The 20082-nt window shown below is 68.0% G+C and carries 16 protein-coding genes and 1 other annotated feature; of the genes, 9 read left to right on the top strand and 7 right to left on the bottom strand.

Annotated features, from left to right (window positions below; all coding sequences use genetic code 11):
* Positions 1–105: 105 nt before the first annotated feature.
* Positions 106–318 (top strand): hypothetical protein, encoded by a 213-nt coding sequence (locus AC1RM6_RS13300; protein WP_493101911.1) that lies wholly within the window; start codon positions 106–108, stop codon positions 316–318.
* A gap of 9 nt (positions 319–327) precedes the next feature.
* Here the strand turns inward: AC1RM6_RS13300 and AC1RM6_RS13305 are convergent, their stop codons facing one another.
* The 4 genes from AC1RM6_RS13305 to AC1RM6_RS13320 form a co-directional block, all read right to left on the bottom strand.
* Positions 328–951, bottom strand: a complete 624-nt coding sequence (locus AC1RM6_RS13305; protein WP_493101913.1) for a type IV toxin-antitoxin system AbiEi family antitoxin domain-containing protein — start codon at positions 949–951, stop codon at positions 328–330.
* 243 nt (positions 952–1194) lie between these two features.
* A complete protein-coding gene (locus AC1RM6_RS13310) occupies positions 1195–1842 on the bottom strand; it encodes a TonB family protein (protein WP_493101914.1) in 648 nt (215 codons plus the stop codon).
* Between the two features lie 96 nt (positions 1843–1938).
* Entirely contained in the window at positions 1939–2241 is a 303-nt protein-coding gene (locus tag AC1RM6_RS13315) for a type II toxin-antitoxin system VapB family antitoxin (RefSeq protein ID WP_493101915.1), read from the bottom strand.
* 27 nt (positions 2242–2268) lie between these two features.
* A complete protein-coding gene (locus tag AC1RM6_RS13320; RefSeq protein ID WP_493101917.1) occupies positions 2269–3075 on the bottom strand; it encodes a LytTR family DNA-binding domain-containing protein in 807 nt (268 codons plus the stop codon).
* Between the two features lie 175 nt (positions 3076–3250).
* On the opposite strand from AC1RM6_RS13320, the gene AC1RM6_RS13325 reads away from it, so the two are divergent.
* On the top strand, positions 3251–3781 hold the full coding sequence (locus AC1RM6_RS13325; protein ID WP_493101919.1) for a DUF2306 domain-containing protein: 531 nt from the start codon (positions 3251–3253) through the stop codon (positions 3779–3781).
* A gap of 84 nt (positions 3782–3865) precedes the next feature.
* On the opposite strand, the gene AC1RM6_RS13330 is transcribed toward AC1RM6_RS13325, so the two are convergent.
* Positions 3866–5167 carry a PQQ-dependent sugar dehydrogenase gene (locus tag AC1RM6_RS13330; RefSeq protein ID WP_493101921.1) on the bottom strand — a complete coding sequence of 434 codons (1302 nt, stop codon included), beginning with the start codon at positions 5165–5167 and terminating at the stop codon, positions 3866–3868.
* Positions 5164–5613: a DUF2231 domain-containing protein gene (locus AC1RM6_RS13335; RefSeq protein ID WP_493101922.1), complete on the bottom strand. Its 450-nt coding sequence runs from the start codon at positions 5611–5613 to the stop codon at positions 5164–5166. The genes AC1RM6_RS13330 and AC1RM6_RS13335 overlap by 4 nt, the downstream gene beginning before the upstream one ends.
* Before the next feature lie 321 nt (positions 5614–5934).
* Here AC1RM6_RS13335 and AC1RM6_RS13340 point away from each other — a divergent pair, with 321 nt between their 5' ends.
* The 7 genes from AC1RM6_RS13340 (at position 5935) to AC1RM6_RS13370 (ending at position 19149) form a co-directional block, all read left to right on the top strand.
* Positions 5935–8232: a TonB-dependent receptor gene (locus AC1RM6_RS13340; protein ID WP_493101924.1), complete on the top strand. Its 2298-nt coding sequence runs from the start codon at positions 5935–5937 to the stop codon at positions 8230–8232.
* Positions 8232–9569, top strand: a complete 1338-nt coding sequence (locus AC1RM6_RS13345; protein WP_493101925.1) for an alkaline phosphatase family protein — start codon at positions 8232–8234, stop codon at positions 9567–9569. Before AC1RM6_RS13340 ends, AC1RM6_RS13345 begins: the two co-directional genes overlap by 1 nt.
* Positions 9570–9658: 89 nt before the next feature.
* Positions 9659–11116: a CYTH and CHAD domain-containing protein gene (locus AC1RM6_RS13350; RefSeq protein ID WP_493101927.1), complete on the top strand. Its 1458-nt coding sequence runs from the start codon at positions 9659–9661 to the stop codon at positions 11114–11116.
* A 273-nt stretch (positions 11117–11389) separates the two neighbouring features.
* The gene (locus tag AC1RM6_RS13355) at positions 11390–13162 is read left to right on the top strand and encodes a sensor domain-containing diguanylate cyclase (protein WP_493101929.1); all 1773 of its coding nucleotides are present in this window, start codon (positions 11390–11392) and stop codon (positions 13160–13162) included.
* Positions 13163–13199: 37 nt separating this feature from the next.
* Positions 13200–14780, top strand: a complete 1581-nt coding sequence (locus AC1RM6_RS13360; RefSeq protein ID WP_493101931.1) for a Na+/H+ antiporter — start codon at positions 13200–13202, stop codon at positions 14778–14780.
* 135 nt (positions 14781–14915) lie between these two features.
* Entirely contained in the window at positions 14916–17423 is a 2508-nt protein-coding gene (locus AC1RM6_RS13365; protein WP_493101933.1) for a TonB-dependent receptor domain-containing protein, read from the top strand.
* Positions 17424–17558: 135 nt separating this feature from the next.
* Positions 17559–17614 (top strand) — a sequence feature (sul1 is cis-regulatory element that is thought to sense ions involved in sulfur or methionine metabolism; They are found in Alphaproteobacteria).
* A 68-nt stretch (positions 17615–17682) separates the two neighbouring features.
* On the top strand, positions 17683–19149 hold the full coding sequence (locus AC1RM6_RS13370; protein ID WP_493101934.1) for a SulP family inorganic anion transporter: 1467 nt from the start codon (positions 17683–17685) through the stop codon (positions 19147–19149).
* A gap of 13 nt (positions 19150–19162) precedes the next feature.
* Here the strand turns inward: AC1RM6_RS13370 and AC1RM6_RS13375 are convergent, their stop codons facing one another.
* Positions 19163–20014: a class I SAM-dependent methyltransferase gene (locus AC1RM6_RS13375; RefSeq protein ID WP_493101936.1), complete on the bottom strand. Its 852-nt coding sequence runs from the start codon at positions 20012–20014 to the stop codon at positions 19163–19165.
* Positions 20015–20082: the final 68 nt, after the last annotated feature.

Below are 20082 nucleotides of genomic sequence, written 5' to 3' on the forward strand. Positions count from 1 at the left end.
GCGCAGGGCTGGATGCGCGCGCCGACCCCTCATGGCGAATGTCGGTCCGAAAGGGATCATGATGTCGCACCCTTCCATCGTCGCGCTGCCCGGCAGGATCGGCGAATGAGGCGCGCGCGGCGCATCCGCCAGGCGATCGCCGCGGCCGGCTTCCTCGCGCTGCTCGGTTTCGCCGAACTGGGGCTCGCGGCGCTGCTCGACGATCATCTCGCCGCGACGATCCTGGTGCTGATCGTCGGGATCGTCGCGCTGAGTCTCTTCTATCCGGCGGTCGGCACGCTGTGGGACGAGAGGCCGGCTTCGCGCCGCACCCGCTGATCGGGCGGATCAGCCGCGCGATCCGCCGCCCGCCGCCTGTGGCGCCGGCGTGGTCCGCGCGCGGTACCAGCCGACATGGACGCGCTCGATATAGCCGGCCTTGCACAAATTGCTCACGCACTGCCGCGACACCCCCGAAGCGACGAAGTCGCTGGTGCTCGCGATCCCGCGCTGCTGGAGGACCGTGCGGGCGCGGGCGCGCATCGCCGCCGGCCGGTCGGTCGGCCAGACGATCGCCGCCTGGGGTTCGTTGGACTCCGAGGTGTCGGTCGCCGGACCGGCGCGGCCGGCGCCGCGCGCGACCGTGCGGAACGGGAGTGCGATCTTCGCGTCGGCGAGGACCGCCGCGCAGCGATGGAGCGCCTCGACCAGCGTGGTCGCCAGCCCGGTCGGCAGCCCGCCGCGGCTGCGCTGCGCCATCGCCAGCCAGCTCAGCACCAGCATCTCCTCTTCGCCGACCCAGCGTGTGCCCGGCTGGCGGAGCTCGATCGGATGCGCGGCGAGCGCGGTCCGCAGCGTGGCGAACAGGGGAACGACCTCGGCCGGCAGGCTCCGGTCGGGCGTGCCGCCGCGCAGCAGCGCGAGCGCCCGGCGCTCGTGATGGTGGATGGCGGTGATGCTCCGCTGTGCCATGCCGAAATCCCCGCAGGCACAGCGGGATGCTGCGCCACCAACAGCGAACGTCGCTAAGAACGGTTCGCAACTGAGGGTGTATCGGCGCCCGCGAGGCCGGGTCCACCAAAAGCGGGAACATTGGGAAAAGGTATAGCCGCGCCAATCTGTTGATGGGTGTGAGCGGTTGCTAAATCAGAAGTGATGGCAGCCCCGACGCTACCCCATTCATTGACCGAGCAAATCGTGCAATGCGCATTGTGGCTATGGCGTCGATGTGGGGGCGATGAATGCAACCTCCTTCGTTTGAATCGAAGCGATGGCCTCTCCGGCGACGCCGCGTGCTACCGCAAGAGCACCACTCGAACCCACTTGGGCACAGGCTAGCGCTCCGAGAAGATCGTTTGCGCGTTGCTGTTCCAGAACTTCGATTTTGGTCATGGGCCGCTTGCGCGGAAGCACGGGTGTACAGTTGGAGACAGTTCCATCGAGACCCACCTCAAAAGCAACGAGTACCTTTGCAGGAGACTGGAGTCCGGATGGAAGTCGATTGACGGTCAGTTGGATTTCGAGAGGTGGTGGCTTGCGAAGCGTCTCGGTGCCCGTCCACCACATTACGCGGTTGGTATAGACGGCAGTCTGGGCATTCCCGGCGGCATTTCGGGCGGGATCAAACCGTCCTCTCTTCATGGCCAGCGCACAGGTCTTTACGTCGAGATCTTCGGACCCGCTCGATTCAGCGATATCGCACTTCATTGCCGATCCGGTGGGCGACACGGTTAGGTTGAAGGTCGTAAATCCGCCGCGGCGATCGGCTAACGCCTTTCGCGGATAATCCCCAGGTTTGGCCCAATCGATGTCGCCGAGCGGCAACGCCGGGACAATAGTTGCGACAAGTAGAGTGATGAGCATGTGGTTGTGAGCTCCTTTAACCCCTCTTGTTTACGGGGGAGCGTGGAATCGGTGGCGGTCAGATTCGAAGCATCTACGAACATTTCGGTACGAATATCAGGGTTCGCCGTACAGCGAGTCGATGAACATCTTGTCGGCCGGTCTTGCCGCCGCCAGATCGGCTCGGGCGCGCAGAGCGCGGGTGAAGGCCAATTCGCGACCGACCAGCGACGGGCAGTCTTGCTCGCGTTCGAGTGCATCGCGAAGCGCGCGCCGTACCGCTTCCATTTTGTTGATCCGCTGTAGCGTGGCGAGGCGTTCGGCCATCCGGTCGACCTCCATGTCTTTGACGTAAAGCGGTGTGAGATCCGTACAATATATTGAATATATGATTGGTATATAGCATCGAACCGGCGGCATTTACAGGCTTGCTGAAATCTCCGCCGATCAGATCCACCCCCGCGCCTTGAGATCGGGCACCGCGTTGCGCGCGACCGGCGCGATCAGGCCGCCGCGCAGTTCGAGGCGGATGTTGCGGCCATCGCGGCCGACCGTTTCGATCGCGTCGCGCGCTACCCACCAGCTGCGGTGGACCTGGGCGCCGTCGACGGCGCCGAGCTCGGCGATCGCGTCGCGCAGCCGCAGCAGGATCAGCGCCGATCCCTGGCCGGTATAGGCACGGACATAATGATCCTCCATCTCGAGCGCGAGCAGGTCGGTGCCGAGATGCGGCGGCAGCCGGTCGAGGAACGGGGCGGCGGGCGCGCGAGGCTCGGCGACCGGCGGTGCTGAGGCCGGCGGCTGCGGCGCGGCCAGGACCGGTGTTTCGGCCGGTTCGCCCGCCGCCAGCGTGGCGCGCTGCTTCGCGCTCGCGAACCAGAAGACGATGCACACCACGCCGGCGACGATCAGGATATTCGCATAGAGTTCGAACAGGGCGGCGAACGCGGGCGGGTCGCTGCGGCCGATCAGGCCGTTGGCGAACCACAGGATCGCGGTCATCGGAATGCCGGCGAGCAGACAGGTTGCCGCCCATAGCCCCGGGATCGGCAGGTCGAGCCGAATAGCGGCGCGCGTCGCCGCCACCATCGCCGGGCGGTAGAGCAGATAACCGCCGGCGCCGACCACCAGCCAGTAGAGGATCCGGATCGGCAGCGGCACCGCGAACATGCCGAACGGTCCCATCAGCGCGAGCACCAGCGCGATGAACGCCATGATCGACAGATCGATGAGGAAATCCCGGAGCCGCGCCATCGCGCGATCACTCGCGCAAGCCCGCGCGCGATGCAAGCGACCCGTTCGCGCTTCGTGAACGGAGCAGCCGGCACCGCCCGCGAACGCATGGGTTCCGGCCACGCAGAGGCGGTTGCCGGCAAACGGGCGGCGGGCATCAGGGGGCCATCGATATTCCAGACTTCGGGAGCAGATGATGGCGACGAGCTTCGATTCCAGCATGATCCAGGGCCGGGCAGGCGACCCTTCGCCGCTGCTGCGCGCCGCGATGATCGCCGGCGGCGGACTCGTCACCGCCGCCAGCGCGGTCGCGATCGGCCGCTGGGCGGCGGGCGTCGCGCCCGATGCGGCGGTGGTGAAGCAGGTCGCGGTGATCGTCCACCTGCTCGCGGTGCTGCCCGCGGTGCCGATGGGGCTGGTGGTGATGCTCCGCCGCAAGGGGGGCGCGGTCCATCGGATGCTCGGCCGGATCTGGATGGCGCTGATGCTGGTCACCGCGCTGTCGGCGATCTTCATCCGCGAGCTCAACGGCGGCGGCTTCAGTTGGCTGCACATCTTCGTGCCGGTGGTGATCGTCACCGCGGTCCGCGCGGTCGCGGCGGCGCGCGCCGGGCGGATCGACCAGCACAAGCGGATGATGGTGAGCTTCTATCTGGGCGCGCTGGTGGTGCCGGGGCTGGCGGCGTTCCTGCCCGGCCGGCTGATGTGGCTGTGGCTGGTGGGGTGAACTGGCCGCACGCAAGGCGACGGCGTTGCCGTCGTACCCCTCTCTCCAACTCTCTCCCACAAGGGGAGAGAGGGCCTGTTGCGCTTATTTCGCCGTTACGCGCCACACCGTGTTACCCAGGTCGTCGGCGATCAGCAGCGCACCCTTGGCGTCGATCGCGAGGCCGACCGGGCGGCCGCGGGCATGATCGTCGGCGTCGAGAAAGCCGGTGACGACATCGACCGGCTTGCCCGCCGGCTTGCCGCCGCGGAACGGCACGTAGATCACCTTGTAGCCGTTGAGCGGGCTGCGATCCCAGCTGCCATGCTCGCCGACGAAAGCGCCGCTCTGCCAGGCTGGGGTCAGCGTATTGCCCGTCGCGAACGCCATCCCGAGCGGTGCGACATGCGAACTCAGCGCATAATCGGGGACGATCGCACGCGCGACGAGGTCGGGGCGCTGCGGCATCACCCGCGGATCGATGTGCTGGCCATAATAGCTGTACGGCCAGCCATAGAAGCCGCCGTCGCGTACCGAGGTCATATAATCGGGCACGAGGTCGGGGCCGATCTCGTCGCGTTCGTTGACGACGGTCCACAGCGCGCCGCCGGTCGGCTCCCATTGCAGCCCATTGGGGTTGCGCAGGCCGCTGGCGAAGACCCGCGAGGCGCCGGTCGCGCGATCGACCTCGAGGATCGCCGCGCGGTTCATCTCGGCGCCGATGCCGTTTTCGGTGATGTTGCTGTTCGATCCGACCCCGACGTAGAGCTTGGTGCCGTCGCGGCTGGCGAGCAGGCTTTTGGTCCAGTGATGGTTGATCGGGCCGCCGGGCAGGTCGGTGAGCTTCACGCCCGGTGCGGTGATCCGGGTCTGGCCGGTGACATAGGGGAAGCGCATGATCGCGTCTGTGTCGGCGACATAGAGGTCGCCGCCGACCAGCGCGACCCCGAACGGCGAGTTGAGATTGTCGAGCAGCACCGTGCGTAGCTCGGCCTTGCCGTCACCATCGGCGTCGCGCAGCAGGGTGATGCGGTTGCCGCCCTTGGCCTTCGATCCGCCGAGCGCCTGGACCCAGCCCATGACGATCTCCTTGGGCCGGAACACCGGCGCCTTGGGGCCATTGGCCTCGACCACCAGCACGTCGCCATTGGGCAGCACATAGACCGTGCGCGGATGTTCGAAGCCGGTCGCGAGCGCCGCGACCTTGAGGCCGGCGGCGACCGTCGGGACGGCCTTGCCCCAGCTGCCGACGCTGGCCACCTTCATCGGCGGCAGCAGATATTGATGCTGCGCCGGCAACTGCGCCTGGGCGCCGAGCTGGGTGGCCGGGTCGACCGGTTTCGGGCCGCAGCCGGCGAGGGCAAGCGCCGCAGTGGCGGCGACGCTGAGCGTGAGGGCGCGGCTCATCGGGCGATCTCCGTCGGCTGGCGCCAGGTGAGGGACGTGCCGATCCAACTGGTGACGAGGACGAGCAGCGCGACGATGCCGGACAGGATCAGCCCGGTCGGCCACACCGACATATAGGCGTCGCGGCTGTGGACGAAGACGTTCCACAGCGACAGCAGCATCACCAGCGCATTGCCCAGGCTGTGCAGCCAGCCGGGGCGCCGTCTGCGCGTGCGCCGCCGCGCGACGAAATCGATGATCCCTGCCAATGCCGCGAGCGCGCCCATCACCAGCCCGGCGGTGATCAGCCAGACCGAGAAATTGGCCCACTGCATCTCGTAGCTGCGGACATAGACGATGTCGGTGACGAAGGCGCCGGTGAAGCAGGCGATCGGGAAGGCGGCCAGGATGACGTGCAGCGGCATCAGCGGGCCGGCGGTGGCGACGGGTGTCGGGGCAAGGGGCATGTCGGGGTTCCGGATGAGCATATCGGCCGGGGAGCGGTCGTGCCGGGGCATTACGATCCGGGGGAGGATGCGTTCCGTGGGGGGCGGGTCTTCGAGGCGACAGCAAGGCGACGGCTGCGCCGTCGTACCCCTCTCTCCATCTCTCTCCCGCAAGGGGAGAGAGGGCCGGCTGCGTGCGTATCGACGGCGATTTCCGCCAACGTCTCGTCGCATGAAGCAGAGTTGTAACGCACGCGGCACAAAAGTGACGCTGAATGATCCTACCGCGCCGCAGCATGGCCGACGCAAAAATACGGCCGGCTTGTCAAAGGGATCATGATCATGACCGTTCGCGCCACGCTGCTGATGACCGCAGCCATATTGTCCTTCGCCACGCCCGCCTTTGCCGCCGATGACGTCGCCGCGGCACCCATCGGCACGCCGGCCGCGGCCGGCGACGATGCGGGCGCGGGCGATGACGAGATCGTCGTGTTCGGTACCGGCCAGACCCGCCAGGTCCAGGAGGTCAGCCAGCAGGATCTGCGCGTTCAGGTACCCGGCACCAGCCCGCTGAAGGCGATCGCCAAGCTGCCCGGCGTCAATTTCCAGTCGGCCGACGCGTTCGGCAATTATGAATGGTCGCAGCGCGTCTCGATCCGCGGCTTCAACCAGAACCAGCTCGGCTTCACCCTCGACGGCGTGCCGCTCGGCGATTTCAGCTATGGCAACGTCAACGGCCTCCACATCAGCCGCGCGATCAGCTCCGAGAATATCGCGCGGACCGAGGTGAGCCAGGGCGCCGGCTCGATCTCGACCGCCTCGACCAACAATCTCGGCGGCACCCTCGAATTCGTGTCGCGCGATCCGTCGAGCGAGTTCGCGCTCGATGTCGAGGGCACCTATGGCGACAATGACACGATCCGCGGCTTCGCCCGGGTCGACAGCGGCGATCTCGGCGGCGGGGTGCGCGGCTATCTGAGCTATGGCTATCTCAACATGGACAAGTGGAAGGGCGTCGGCGAGCAGAAGCAGCATGTCGTCAACGCCAAGGCGGTGGTCCCGGTCGGCGAAGCGACCCTGACCGGCAGCTTCGACTTTTCCGACCGCCGCGAGACCGACTATCAGGATCTGTCGCTCGACATGATCAAGCGGCTCGGCCTGCGCAACGACAATATCGGCGACAATTTCGCGCTCGCGCTGCGGATCGCCCAAGTCGGCGCCAACCGCGGCGACACCGGCGCGGTCGCGACCAACCCGCTGGCGGGCACCGTCTATCCGGCGCCCTATGGCACCGTCGACGACGTCTATTATGACGCCGCCGGCCTCCGGCAGGATTATCTCGGCAGCGTCCGCCTCGACGCCCCGCTCGCCGAGGGGCTGACCGGCCATCTGACCGGCTATTACCACAGCAACCATGGCATGGGCCTGTGGTGGACGCCTTATGTGCCGAGCCCGAACGGGTCGCAGATATCGCAGCGCACCACCGAATATGACATCCGCCGCGGCGGCGCCTTCGGCTCGGTCGATTATGAGAAGGGCGACAACAAGCTGACCGTCGGCGGCTGGTGGGAGACCAATGACTTCCACCAGGCGCGCCGCTTCTACAGCGTCGATCCGGCGACCGTCGACGCCAGCGACCATCTGAAATTCCCGAAGAACCCGTTCGCGACCCAGTGGGAGTTCAAGTTCAAGACCGACACGCTGCAATATTTCGTCGAGGACCGGATCGAGTTCGGCGACCTGACGCTGAGCGCGGGCGCCAAGGGCTTCAAGGTCAAGATCGACGCCAACCCGATCGTCACCGGCGGGCTCGCCCAGGGCAAGATCGCCTCGACCGACTGGTTCCAGCCGTCGGTCGGCGCGGTCTACAAGATCGGCTTCGGCGAACTGTTCGCCGATTTCACCCAGGCGACCCGCGCCTTCACCGGCGCCTCGACCGGCGGTCCGTTCGCGACCACCCAGGCGGGTTTCGACGCGCTCAAGGTCAAGCCCGAATCATCGGACACCTATGAGGCCGGCCTGCGCTTCCGCGAAGGCGCGCTGTCGGGCGTGCTGGCGGGCTATTATGTCGAGTTCAGCAACCGCCTGCTGTCGTTCACCAACGGCGCCGGCATCGTCGGCAATCCGGCGATCCTGCAGAATGTCGGCGGGGTCGAATCCTACGGCATCGAGGCTGCGGCGCAGTACAAGATCATGAACGCGGTCACCCTGTTCGCCTCGTACAGCTACAATCACTCGACCTATCAGGACAATGTCTTCAACGCCAACGGCACCATCCGTTCGGCGATCAAGGGCAAGACCGTGGTCGACGCCCCCGAACATATGCTCAAGGGCGAAATCGCCTATGATGACGGCACCTTTTCGGCCAGGATCGGCGCCGATTATATGAGCAAGCGCTACTTCACCTACACCAACGACCAGTCGGTCTCCGACCGGGTGCTGGTCGACGCCTCGATCGGCTACACCTTCCACGGTGGCGCGATCGAGGGGCTCGAAGTCCGCGCGAGCGCGAGCAACCTGTTCGACAAGAAATATGTGTCGACGATCGGCTCGAACGGCTTCGGGGACTCGGGTGACAACCAGACCCTGCTCGCCGGTTCGCCGCAGCAGTTCTTCGTCACCGTGCGCAAGAGCTTCTGATGCGGATCAAGGCGCTGCCCGCACTGGCGCTGGCCCTGGCAGGCTCGGTCCTGGCAGGCGCGACGATGGCGCCCGCGCGGGCGGCGCCGCTGCTGCTGATCTCGATCGACGGGCTGCGGCCCGCCGACGTGATCGACGCGCAGGCACGGGGGCTCAAGGTTCCCGTGCTGCGCCGCTTCATCGACCAGGGGGCCTATGCGAAGGCGGTGGTCGGGGTGCTGCCGACCCTGACCTACCCCAGCCACACCACCCTGATCACCGGGGTCAGTCCCGGCAAGCACGGCATCGTCAACAACCTGACCTTCGATCCCACCGGCATCAACCAGATCGGCTGGTACTGGTATAGCAGCGACATCAGGGTGCCGACCCTGTGGGATGCCGCGCACAAGGCCGGGCTCGTAACCGCCAATGTCCATTGGCCGGTGAGCGCGGGGGCGGCGGTCGACCTGAACCTGCCGCAATATTGGCGGACCGGTCATGACGACGACCGCAAACTGCTGCGGCTGATCGAGACCCCGGGGCTGGTCGAAGGGCTCGAGAAACAGCTCGGCGCCTATGCGCAGGGGATCGACGAGAGCGTCGCCGGCGATGCCGTCCGATCAACGTTCGCGGCGAAGCTGATCGCCGATCGCAAGCCGGGCTTCACCACCGTCTATCTGGCCGGGCTCGACCATGTCGAACATGAGTTCGGCCCCGACACCCCCGAGGCGAAGGCCGCGCTCGAGGCGATCGACGCGATGGTCGGCCGGCTGCAGGCGGCGGCGCTCGCCGCCGATCCGGCGACGGTCGTCGCGGTGGTCTCCGACCATGGCTTCGCGCCGGTCACCACCGACGTCAATCTGTTCGGCGCCTTCATCCAGGCCGGGCTGATCCGGGTCGAGGGCGGCAAGGTCACCGGCTGGGACGCGATGCCGTGGATCGCGGGCGGCAGCGCCACGGTCGTGCTGGCGCATCCCGACGACGCCGCGACCAAAACCAAGGTCGCCGGGCTGCTCGCGCAGCTCAAGGCGAACCCCGCGCTCGGCATCGCCGAGGTGATCGACGCGGCCGAGGTCGCGCGGCGCGGCGGCAGCGGCGATTTCGCGGTCGCCTTCCGCCCCGGCTTCGAGACCGGCCGCGATCCGGCGGCGGCGATGACGACGCCGTCCAAATCCAAGGGCATGCACGGCTATGCCCCGAGCCTGCCCGAGATGCGGTCGGCGTTCATGGTGATGGGCCGCGATGTGAAGCTCAAGGGCGATCTCGGCGAGATCGACATGCGGCGGATCGCGCCGACCCTGGCCGGGCTGATGGGCGCCGAACTGCCGACCGCGGAACTGCCCGCCATCGGCAAATGAGCGGCCGATTTGGTCGTTACGGGGAATCAATGGCATAAGGCCGGACAAGGGGGCGACATCGGGGGCAGGGTGCTGCGAGCGGAGAGACGATGGCGGACGAAATCGAACTCAAGCTCGTCCTGACCGCGGACGCCGCCGATGCGATCGAGGCGGCGGCACCGTTCGCGGGCGAACCCGCGATCAAGGCGCTGCGATCGACCTATTTCGATACCCCCGATGGCGCGCTCGACGCCGCCGGCTTCTCGCTTCGCATCCGCGAGGCGGGCGGCGCGCGCATCCAGACGGTCAAGGCCGATGGCGGCCGCGCCGCCGGGCTGTTCGCGCGGCCCGAATGGGAACGGCCGGTCGACGGCGACATGCCGGTCCTCGACGACGGCACCCCGATCCGCGCGCTGCTCGGCGAGACGGCCGATGCGATCGGCCCGGCTTTTTCCGTCGCGGTCGAACGTCGGATCTGGATGCTGCCCGCGGAGGGCGGGGCGATCGAGGTCGCGCTCGATCGCGGCGCGGTGACCGCGGGCGACCGCACCACCCCGATCTGCGAGATCGAGTTCGAGCTGACGGGCGGATCGCCGGTCGCGCTGTTCACGCTGGCGCGAACGATCGATGCGATCGCGCCGGTGCGGCTCGGCATATTGAGCAAGGCCGATCGCGGCTATCGGCTGCTCGGGCCGCCGCCCCTGCTCGAAAAGGCCCAGGGCGTGCGGCTCAGCGACGACATGACCGCGGGCGACGCCTTTCGGCGGATCGCCCAGTCGTGCCTGCGCCATTACCGGCTCAACGAGGATATCCTGCTCGACCGGCGCGAGGCGAGCGCGCTCCACCAGGCGCGGGTCGCGCTACGGCGGCTGCGCTCGGCGATCGCGATCCACAAGCCGTTCCTCGAGGGCGCCGCCTTCGACCGGCTGGGGGGCGAGCTGCGCTGGCTGACCGCGATCCTCGGCGACGCCCGCGACATCGACGTCATGCTCGACCGCGCGCCGCCCGGGCGGCTCCACGACCGGCTCGTGCGGGCGCGCGACGGCGCCTATGCCGCGGTCGAGGCGGCGTTGGCCACGCCGCGCATCCGCGCGCTGATGATCGATCTCGCCGAATGGATCGATGCCGGCGAATGGCTGGATGATCCCGATCTTGCCGATGATCGCGATCGCTCGGCGCGCGCCTTCGCCGCCAAGGCGCTCGACACCAGCCGCCGCCGGGTCAAGAAGCGCGGGCGCCATCTTGCCGAGCTTGACGACGAGGAGCGGCACGAGGTCCGCAAGGCCGCCAAGAAGCTGCGCTACGCCGCCGAGTTCTTCGCCGGCCTGTTCGGCGAGAAGCGCGAACGCCGCCGCCACCGCGCCTTCGTCGACGCGCTCGCCGAACTGCAGGACCAGCTCGGCCTGCTCAACGATCTCGCCACCGCGCCGCAGATGCTCGACCGGCTCGGCCTCGCCGACGATCCCGACGCCGGGCTGCTGCTCGGCAAGGCGCGCCGCAAGAAGCTGCTCCAGGCCGCGGCCGAGGCGCATGACGGGCTGGTCGATGCGAAGAGGTTCTGGCGGTAGGGTGAAGGGGAGGGGGAAGCGGCGCGCGCCGACCTCACCACCGTCATCCTGAACGTGCTTCAGGATCCGCTCTTCCGCTCGGGGACAGGCCCCTGTCGCACGGTGGCCCCTGAAACATGTTCAGGGTTACAGGTCGAAATGGGTCGTGCGCATGGTCGAAAACCGTCGTGCGGCGCGCCGTGCCCCGCGGCAATCCTTTGCGATATCGCCCATGGCGAATATGGTGGCGCGATCTTCCATGTTTCGCCGCCGAAAGTCCGACCCGAATTGACCATGCAGCCGCCCTACGACAGGCGCCCGACATTGCCGGGCAGCCTGTGTTTCGCGCTGATCTATTTCGGTCTGTGCAGCGCGAGCGTGACACTGACCCGTTTCGAGGGCGGCGCCGCCTTCATCTGGCTGGCCAACGCCCCGCTGGTGGCGCGGCTGAGCCTCTATCCGTCGCGCGACTGGCTGTCGCAGCTGCTGCTGTGCGCGGTCGCGTCGATCGCGGCCAGCAGTCTGTTCGGGCTGGGCACCGTTTCGGCGGTCCCGCTGGTGGTCGCGGTCGTCGGCGAAGCGGGGTTCACGGCCTTTCTGCTGCGCCGGGCCGGCCAGCGATTGCTGGCGCTCGATACGATGCGCAGCGTCCTGCTGTTCGTGCTGTGCGCGGGGCTGATCTCGCCGGCGCTGTGCGGACTGGTCGCCGCCGCCGCGATCAGCCTGCGGACCGGCCATCCTTTCTGGTCCGACTGGTGGATCTGGTCGACCGCGCATGGGCTCGGCATGGTCAGCTTCGCGCCGGTCCTGCTCATGCTCCGCGGCGAGACCAGCTGGAAGACCACCGTGCGATCGGTCCGCGGCGTCAAATATCTGGTGATGATGCTGGCCGTCGCGCTGCTCTGTGTCGGGGTCTTCGCGCAGAACCGGCTGCCGTTGCTGTTCCTGCCGCTGCTGCCGATCATCGTCGCGACCTTCTGGCTGGGCCGGATCGCGGCGGCGGCGGCGATCCTGCTGCTGTCGGTGGTCGCCGGCCTGCTGAGCGCCCGCGGGCTCGGGCCGATCAACATGATCGAAGGATCGCTCGGCCTGCGCGCGCAGTTCCTGCAATTCTACATCGCCACGATCGTCCTGATCATCCTGCCGATCGCCGCCGAGCTGCGCCGGCGCGAGCAACTGCACCTGCGCCTGCAGGAAAGCGAGATGAGCTATCGGCTGCTCGCCGACCATGTCGGCGATACCGTCATCCGGATAACCCCCGACGGCAATGTCCAGTTCGTCTCGGCGGCAGTCCGCGAACTGGCAGGTTTCGTGCCCGAGCAGGTCGTCGGACGCAATGCCCGCGATTTCGTCTATCCCGACGATCTCGACCGTTTCCTCGACGCGCGCGACCGCTCGTTGGCGGCCCCTTCCGAGGCGATCATCCTCGAATATCGCGCCCGCACCAGCAGCGGGGCGATCGAGTGGCGCGAGACGCATATGCGCAGCTACACCGACGCGCGTGGACAGCCCGCGGGCCTGGTGCTGGTGGTGCGTAACGTCGAAGCGCGCAAGGCCGCACAGGAAAGGCTCGCCCGCGACGCCAGCACCGACGCGCTGACAGGCCTGCCCAACCGCCGGGCGTTCATGCGCGCGCTCGACGCGCAGCCCGATCATGGTCCGGCGTGGCTGGTCATGCTCGACATCGACCATTTCAAGCATATCAACGACAGTGCGGGCCATGTCGCTGGCGACATCGTCCTCAAGGCCGTCGTCGATCGCGCCCGCGCGGCGCTGCGCCCGTCCGATCTGTTGGCACGGCTCGGTGGCGACGAATTCATCATGCTGCTGCCGGAGATCGCGATCGGCGAGCTTCTCGGCATCTGCGAACGCGTCCGGTCGGCGATCGGCGATCATCCGGTCGTACTGGGCGCAAACGAGCGGGTCGCGGTCAGCGTCAGCCTGGGATGCGCGATGCTGCATCCGGTCGGCGACGCGATGAAGCGGGCGGATGCAGCGCTGTACCTGGCGAAAAAATCCGGCCGCAATCAGGTTGCGATCGCCGAAGCGACAGGCGATCCATCGTGACGGCCTGCCGACCCGGGCTATCGAACAAGGACGCGCCGTGCACCCAGTAGAAACACTCGAACTCGTCATCGGCCTGCTGCTGGCGATCCTCGCGCTGCACTGGCTGGCCGCGCGCGCCGGGGTGCCGCCGGCGGTGGCGCTGCTGGTCGGGGGCGGGGCGCTCGCCTTCGTGCCGGGGCTGCCCGCGGTCGAGCTCGACCCCGAACTGGTGCTGGTGCTGTTCCTGCCGCCGCTGCTGATGGACGGCGCCTATTTCACCGCGATCGCCGCGTTCCGGCGGCATATCGCCGGGATATTGTCGCTCGCGGTCGGGGCGGTGCTGTTCACTACCCTGGTGGTCGGGGTCGCGGTCCATTGGCTGCTGCCGTCGCTGCCCTGGGCGGCCTGTTTCGCGCTCGGCGCGATCGTCTCGCCGCCCGACGCGGTATCGGCGCGCGCGGTGCTGCAGCGGGTCAGGCTGCCACGGCGGCTGACGACCCTGCTCGAGGGCGAGAGCCTGCTCAACGACGCCAGCGGCCTCGTGCTGTTCCGCTTCGCGGTCGCCGCCACCCTGACCGGCGCCTTCGATGCGGGCGAGGCCGCGGGCAGCTTCGCGCTGCTCGCGCTCGGCGGCATCGCCGTCGGCGGCGCGATCGGCGGGCTGTGGGTGGTGCTGCTGCCGCGGCTGCGCGACGACACGCTGATGGTCGCGGCGTCGATCATCCTGTGCTGGACCGCCTATCTGGCGGGCGAGGCGGTGCATGTCTCGGGGGTGATCGCGACCGTCGCCGCCGGTCTCGTCTATGGCTGGTACCAGCATGTCATCCTCAGCGCGAGCGTGCGCATCCGCGGCACCGCCTTCTGGCATGTGATGGTGTTCCTGTTCGAGGCGATGGTGTTCGTGCTGATCGGCTTCTCGCTGCGCGGGGTGCTCGAACGGGTCGGCGGGTTCGAGACCGTGGTCGCGACGATGACGGTGCCGGTGGCCGGTGCGGTGCTGGCGGTGATCGTCGCGCGCTTCGCCTGGGTCTTCGGCAGCGACGCGGTCGTCGCGCTGCTCGCCCGCACCGGGCTGACCGCCGAACGCCCGCTGGGCCCGCGCGCCGCCACCGTGCTGAGCTGGGCGGGGATGCGCGGGGTGGTCACGCTGGCGATCGCGCTGACCTTGCCCGAGGCGATGCCCGGCCGCGACCTGATGCTGGTCACCGCCTTCGCGGTGATCCTGATGACGGTGCTGATCCAGGGGACGACGCTGGGCCTGGTGATCCGCGCCGCGAAGCTGGTCGATCGCGATCCGCCGGCGCGGCTCAGCCTGGGCGCGGCCGAGGCGGCGATGGCGCGCGCTCAGCATGCGACCGTCTCGCAGCTCGCACATGGGCCCGACGGTGCGGTGCTCCATCCCCGCCTGCTCGAATCCTACAAGCGCCGCGCCGAGCAGACCGATGCCTATGTCGGCAACGAGGATTCGTTCACCGACCGGATCGTCGCCCATTTCGACATCGTCATCGCCGCGGTCGCCGCCGGCCGCACCGAACTGGTACGGCTCCACCGCGCGCAGGACATCAGCGACGACACCCTCCACAATCTCGAACGCGATCTCGACCTCGAGGAGCTGAGCGCGACCGCCGCCAAAAGCTGACCGGCGGCGGCGCCTTCGTCCCGGCGCGGGACGTCCCGCCGCCGTCATGCAAACGATCTCTCGTTAGACTAAAGTGGATTTTAACGAACCGGCTTTAACGCAGCTCCCGTGAGTAACGAGTATGGGGTCGCGTACATGGTATCGAATATCCGCAAGCATCTTCTCCTCGGCGTGATGCCCGTCCTGCTGGCGCAGCCCGGCTGGGCCGCCGAAAAGACCGGCGCCGAACCGGCCGGACAGAGCAAGACTGCGGCCCCCGCGGCCAAGGCCTTCACCACCGGCGTCGCCAAGGGGCGCGACCTGCTCGACAGCGCGATTTCCGCCAGTGCGCTCGACGACACCGAAATCACCAAGCTCGGCGCGCGCTCGCTCGCCGAGGTGCTGCGCACCATCCCCGGCATCCGGGTCGAGGCCGCGAGCGGCGAGGTTGACGGCAGCTACACCATCCGCGGCCTGCCGCTGGCGGCGTCGGGCTCCAAATATCTGCAGCTGCAGGAAGACGGGCTGCCGGTGCTCGAATTCGGCGACATCAACCTGCTCGGGCCCGACATGTTCACCCGGGTCGATCTCAATGTCTCGCAGGTCCAGACGATCCGCGGCGGTTCGGCCTCGACCTTCGCGTCGAATTCGCCGGGCGGCGTGATCAACCTGATCTCGAAGACCGGCGAGGTCGAAGGCGGCGCGGTCGAGGCCTCGACCGGGCTCGATTATGGGTCGCACCGGATCGACGCCGATTATGGCGCCAAGCTGTCCGATACGCTGCGTTTCCATGTCGGCGGCTTCTACCGCCAGGGCGAAGGCCCGCGCGACGCCGGCTACGATGCCTACAAGGGCGGGCAGGTGAAGTTCAACATCACCAAGAGCTTCACCGGCGGCTTCATCCGCCTGTCGGGCAAATATCTCGACGATCGCGCGCCCAATTACGAGCCGACCGCGCTGCGCGTGACCGGGTCCGACGCCAATCCCAATTTCAGCAATGTCGCCAATTACGACATCAAGACGGATTCGCTGCTGTCGCGCAACATCAACAAGCTGACCGGTCTCGACGCCGGCAACAGCCCCACCACCCTCGACGCCCGCACCGGCACCCATGTGAAGTCGAAGGCGGTCGGCATCGAGGCCCAGTTCGAGGTCGCCGGCTGGACGATCAGCGAGAAGGCGCGCTATTCGTCGAACTCGACCGACCTGCTCAACACCCTGCCGCTGGCGGTGGCGCCGGCGAGCGCGCTGATGAACGCCTATGCCGGGCCAGGCGCGACGCTGAGCTATGCGACCGGTCCCAATGCCGGCAAGACGATCACCACGCCGTCCACCCTCAACGGCAACGGCCTGATGATGCAGAATCTGTTCATCAACGCCAATGTCCACAGCCTCGACAATCTGACGAACGACGTCCGCGCGACCCGGACCTGGGATGTGGGCGGCGGCACGCTGACGACGACCGCGGGCAGCTATCATGCGCGCCAGGAAATCGAGATGGACCTGTTCTTCCAGTCGGGGTTCAACGACGTCGTCGGCGGCGGCAATATCTCGCTGCTCGACATCACCGATGCGCTCGGCCGCAAGCAGACCCAGGGCGGCATCTTCTCCTTCTCGACCAACGCGACCGCGCCGACCTTCCGCCGCGACTATGACGTCGCCTACACGATCGATGCGCCTTACGGCTCGATCAACTATCATGTCGGCAAGCTGACCGTCGGCGGTTCGCTGCGCTACGACATCGGCCGCGCGCGGGGCACCATCAACGGCGGCGAGCTCGGCGGCGGTCGCGCCGGCATCACCAGCTTCGACATCAACGGCGATGGGGTGATCTCGCTCGCCGAGCGCCGGGTCGCCTTCCTGCCGCAGACCAACCCGGCGCCGGTCCACTATAATTATCATTATCTGTCCTATTCGGCGGGCGTGAACTATCGATTCTCCGAGGGCTTCGCCGCCTTTGGCCGCTATTCGAAGGGCGCCCGCGCCGGCGCCGACCGGCTGCTGTTCTCGCCGACCGTGTCCTACACCACCGGCGATCTGGTCGGATCGAAGGGCTATGATCCGGTCAAGCAGGCCGAAATCGGCGTGAAGTACCGGCAGGGCACGCTCGCGCTGAACCTGACCGGCTTCTGGGCGAACAGCCGCGAGCAGAATGTCCAAGTCAACACCTCGAACACCGGCACCACCCAGCTCGTCAACATCGTCCGCGAATATGGCGCGACCGGCGCCGAGTTCGAGGGCAGCTACAGCATGGGGCCATTCCGCATCGCCGCGGGCGCCACCTATACCAAGGCCGAGATCAAGCATGACGCGACCGACCTGACCCTGAACGGCAACGTGCCCCGCCATCAGCCCAAGCTGCTCTATTCGGTGACCCCGCAGTTCGAGATCGAGCGCTTCACGATCGGCGCGAACGTCACCGGGGTGACCAGCAGCTATGCCCAGGACATCAACAAGCTCAAGATGCCCGGCTATGCGACGGTCAACGCCTTCGTCCAGTATCGGCCGTTCGACCGGGTGCAGCTGTCGGTCAACACCAACAACCTGTTCAACACCCTCGGCCTGACCGAGATCACCCAGGGCAGCATCCCGGCGAGCAACGTCGTGCTCGCACGCGCCATCACCGGTCGGACGGTGTCGGCGTCGGCCCGCTACAGCTTCTGATGTTTCAAATCCTCCCTGCGCGTAGCGCGGGGAGGATTTGAGGTTTCGAACGGGCCGGAAGCGCATGCGCTTCCGGCCCGTTTCGCGTTCGCGCGTTGCGCCGCGGCATGATCCGCGTTAGCAGGCGCCATTCGCTCTGGACCCGGTGCAATTCCGGGTGGCTCTTCCGGCCGCCGATCCGCCGGACAACCGCACCGCCCTTCGACAGCACCGCATCGCCGCGCGATGCAGGGTGGACAATTTCTGCGGATCGCACCCGATGAACAGTCTTTCCCGTTACCGCGCCTCCTGGTTCGACGGCGCATCCGGCGCCCGCCGCGAGATCCTCGCCGGCATGGTCGGCACCTTCGCGCTGATCCCCGAGGTGATCGCCTTCTCCTTCGTCGCCGGGATCGATCCCGAGGTCGGGCTGTTCGCCTCGTTCGTGATCGGCATCGTCATCGCGATCGCCGGCGGGCGGCCGGCGATGATATCGGGCGCGGCGGGATCGGTCGCGCTGGTCGCGGCCGCGCTGGTCCATGGCCATGGCCTCCCCTATCTGCTCGCCGCGACGCTGCTCGCCGGGCTGTTCCAGATCGTCTTCGGGCTGTTGAAGCTCGACGTGCTGATGCGCTTCGTCTCGCGCTCGGTGCGCACCGGCTTCGTCAACGCGCTCGCGATCCTGATCTTCTCGGCGCAGTTGCCGCAGATGATCGGGGTGAGCTGGCAAAGCTATGCGATGATCGGGCTCGGTCTGGCGATCATCTATCTGGTGCCGCGGCTGACCACCGCGATCCCGTCGCCCTTGATCTGCATCGTCGTGCTGACCGCGATCGGCATCGCCTTTCCGATGCCGCTCCATGTCGTCGCCGATCTCGGCCGGCTGCCCGACGCGCTGCCCGTGCCGACCTGGCCGCAGGTGCCGGCCAACTGGCAGACGCTGACGATTGTCGCCCCCTATGCGCTGGCGATGGCGGCGGTCGGGCTGCTCGAATCGATGATGACCGCCAGCGTCGTCGACGATCTCACCGAGACCACCAGCGTGAAGGCGCGCGAATGCACCGGGCTCGGGCTGGCCAACCTCGCGGCGGGGCTGTTCGGCGGCATCGCCGGCTGCGGGATGATCGGCCAGACCGTCGGCAATGTCCGCTATGGCGGCCGCGGCCGGCTGTCGACCCTGGTCGCCGGCGTCTTCCTGCTGGTGGTGATGGTGCCGCTGCGCCCCTGGGTGGCGCAGGTGCCGGTCGCCGCGCTGGTCGCGATCATGATCATGGTATCGGTCAGCACCTTCTCCTGGGGGTCGCTGACCGATCTCGCACGCCATCCCAAAATGTCGGGGGTCGTCATGCTGGCGACCGTCGCGGTCACCGTCGTCACCCACGACCTCGCCGCCGGGGTCGCGGTCGGGGTGTTGCTGAGCGGGGTCTTCTTCGCGTTCAAGGTGATGCGGCTGATGGACGTCGCGGTCGCCTATGATCCTGCGACCGACACCCGCGTCTACACCGCCTCGGGCCAGATATTCTTCGCCAGCGCCGACATGTTCGCCGACCGTTTCGACCTGCGCGACGGCGCGTCGCGGGTGCGGATCGACCTGACCGCGGCGCATCTGTGGGACATCACCGCGGTCGGCGCGCTCGACGATGTCGTCGCGAAGATGCGCCGCCACGGCCTGTCGGTCGAGATCGTCGGCCTCAACGCGGCCAGCGCGATCCTGGTCGACCGCCACGCGCCGCTGGTCCGCGAATGATGCGGGGATGGCATCAGGCGCGGGCGGTGACGATCCACGCCGCGCCGTCGATCATCACCGCCTTGTCGCCGGGCCTGGTCGCGTAGGCGGCGCGGACCGCGGTTGCCGCGCGGGCGCGGATATCGTCGGGCTGGTCGGCCAGCGCACGCGACAGCGGGCCGACCTCGAACGCCATCTCGAGCGCATCGTCGATCGCCTCGGCGCGGGTCGCGCCCTGGCCGAACGGGATCGACCGGTCGAGCGCGTCGATCCGGATATCGGCGAAGCCCGCACCGGCGAGGATGCGCGTCACCCGGTCGCGGTCGCCGAATGAGAAAGGGCCCGGCGCCTCGGGCGCGGGTGGGGCGGGCGGCGGCACGATCCCGGCGATCGCCGCCAGCGGCAGCCGTCCCCAGTCATTCTCGGCGGCGCCGCGCCAGCACACGAAGGCGATCCGCCCGCTGGGCCTGAGCGCGCGTCGCATATGCGCGAACGCCGCGGTCGGATCCTCGAAGAACATCACCCCGAAGCGCGAGAACAGCAGGTCGTACGACGCCTCGGGCAGCGCCGCGCGGCCGGCATCGGCGACCTCGAACCGGAGCTGCGGCACCGCGCCGGCCTCGCGCGCCCGCGCGACCAGCGGCTCCGAGATGTCGAGCCCGAGCACATCGCCTTGCGCCCCGACCGCCTGCGCCAGCGCCCGGCTGGTCGCGCCCGCGCCGCAGCCGATGTCGAGCACCCGCTCGCCAGCGACCGGCGCTGCCGCACCGATCGCCGCCTCGCCGAACCCCGCGAGCATCGCGTCGAGCCGCACCTGGTTGGCGACCCAGCGCTCGCCGCTCGACCCGTTCCAGTCGGCGACCTGATAGGCGTTGGGCTGTGACATGGTCGCTCCTTGTTGAGAATGAATCGCAATTAAGCCGCAAAGCTTGTCGGCACAAGGGGCGGTTGCGG

The organism is Rhizorhabdus sp. GW822-FHT03C02 (assembly GCF_058801765.1).

Bases quoted from the DNA above. Each gene is read 5' to 3' on its own strand.
- AC1RM6_RS13350 (WP_493101927.1), top strand. From the start codon at position 9,659: ATGGCGGACGAAATCGAACTCAAGCTCGTCCTGACCGCGGACGCCGCC.
- AC1RM6_RS13340 (WP_493101924.1), top strand. From the start codon at position 5,935: ATGACCGTTCGCGCCACGCTGCTGATGACCGCAGCCATATTGTCCTTC.
- AC1RM6_RS13345 (WP_493101925.1), top strand. From the start codon at position 8,232: ATGCGGATCAAGGCGCTGCCCGCACTGGCGCTGGCCCTGGCAGGCTCG.
- AC1RM6_RS13315 (WP_493101915.1), bottom strand. From the start codon at position 2,241: ATGCCGCCGGTTCGATGCTATATACCAATCATATATTCAATATATTGT.
- AC1RM6_RS13370 (WP_493101934.1), top strand. From the start codon at position 17,683: ATGAACAGTCTTTCCCGTTACCGCGCCTCCTGGTTCGACGGCGCATCC.
- AC1RM6_RS13330 (WP_493101921.1), bottom strand. From the start codon at position 5,167: ATGAGCCGCGCCCTCACGCTCAGCGTCGCCGCCACTGCGGCGCTTGCC.
- AC1RM6_RS13355 (WP_493101929.1), top strand. From the start codon at position 11,390: ATGCAGCCGCCCTACGACAGGCGCCCGACATTGCCGGGCAGCCTGTGT.
- AC1RM6_RS13365 (WP_493101933.1), top strand. From the start codon at position 14,916: ATGGTATCGAATATCCGCAAGCATCTTCTCCTCGGCGTGATGCCCGTC.
- AC1RM6_RS13335 (WP_493101922.1), bottom strand. From the start codon at position 5,613: ATGCCCCTTGCCCCGACACCCGTCGCCACCGCCGGCCCGCTGATGCCG.
- AC1RM6_RS13375 (WP_493101936.1), bottom strand. From the start codon at position 20,014: ATGTCACAGCCCAACGCCTATCAGGTCGCCGACTGGAACGGGTCGAGC.
- AC1RM6_RS13325 (WP_493101919.1), top strand. From the start codon at position 3,251: ATGGCGACGAGCTTCGATTCCAGCATGATCCAGGGCCGGGCAGGCGAC.
- AC1RM6_RS13305 (WP_493101913.1), bottom strand. From the start codon at position 951: ATGGCACAGCGGAGCATCACCGCCATCCACCATCACGAGCGCCGGGCG.
- AC1RM6_RS13300 (WP_493101911.1), top strand. From the start codon at position 106: ATGAGGCGCGCGCGGCGCATCCGCCAGGCGATCGCCGCGGCCGGCTTC.
- AC1RM6_RS13320 (WP_493101917.1), bottom strand. From the start codon at position 3,075: ATGGCGCGGCTCCGGGATTTCCTCATCGATCTGTCGATCATGGCGTTC.
- AC1RM6_RS13310 (WP_493101914.1), bottom strand. From the start codon at position 1,842: ATGCTCATCACTCTACTTGTCGCAACTATTGTCCCGGCGTTGCCGCTC.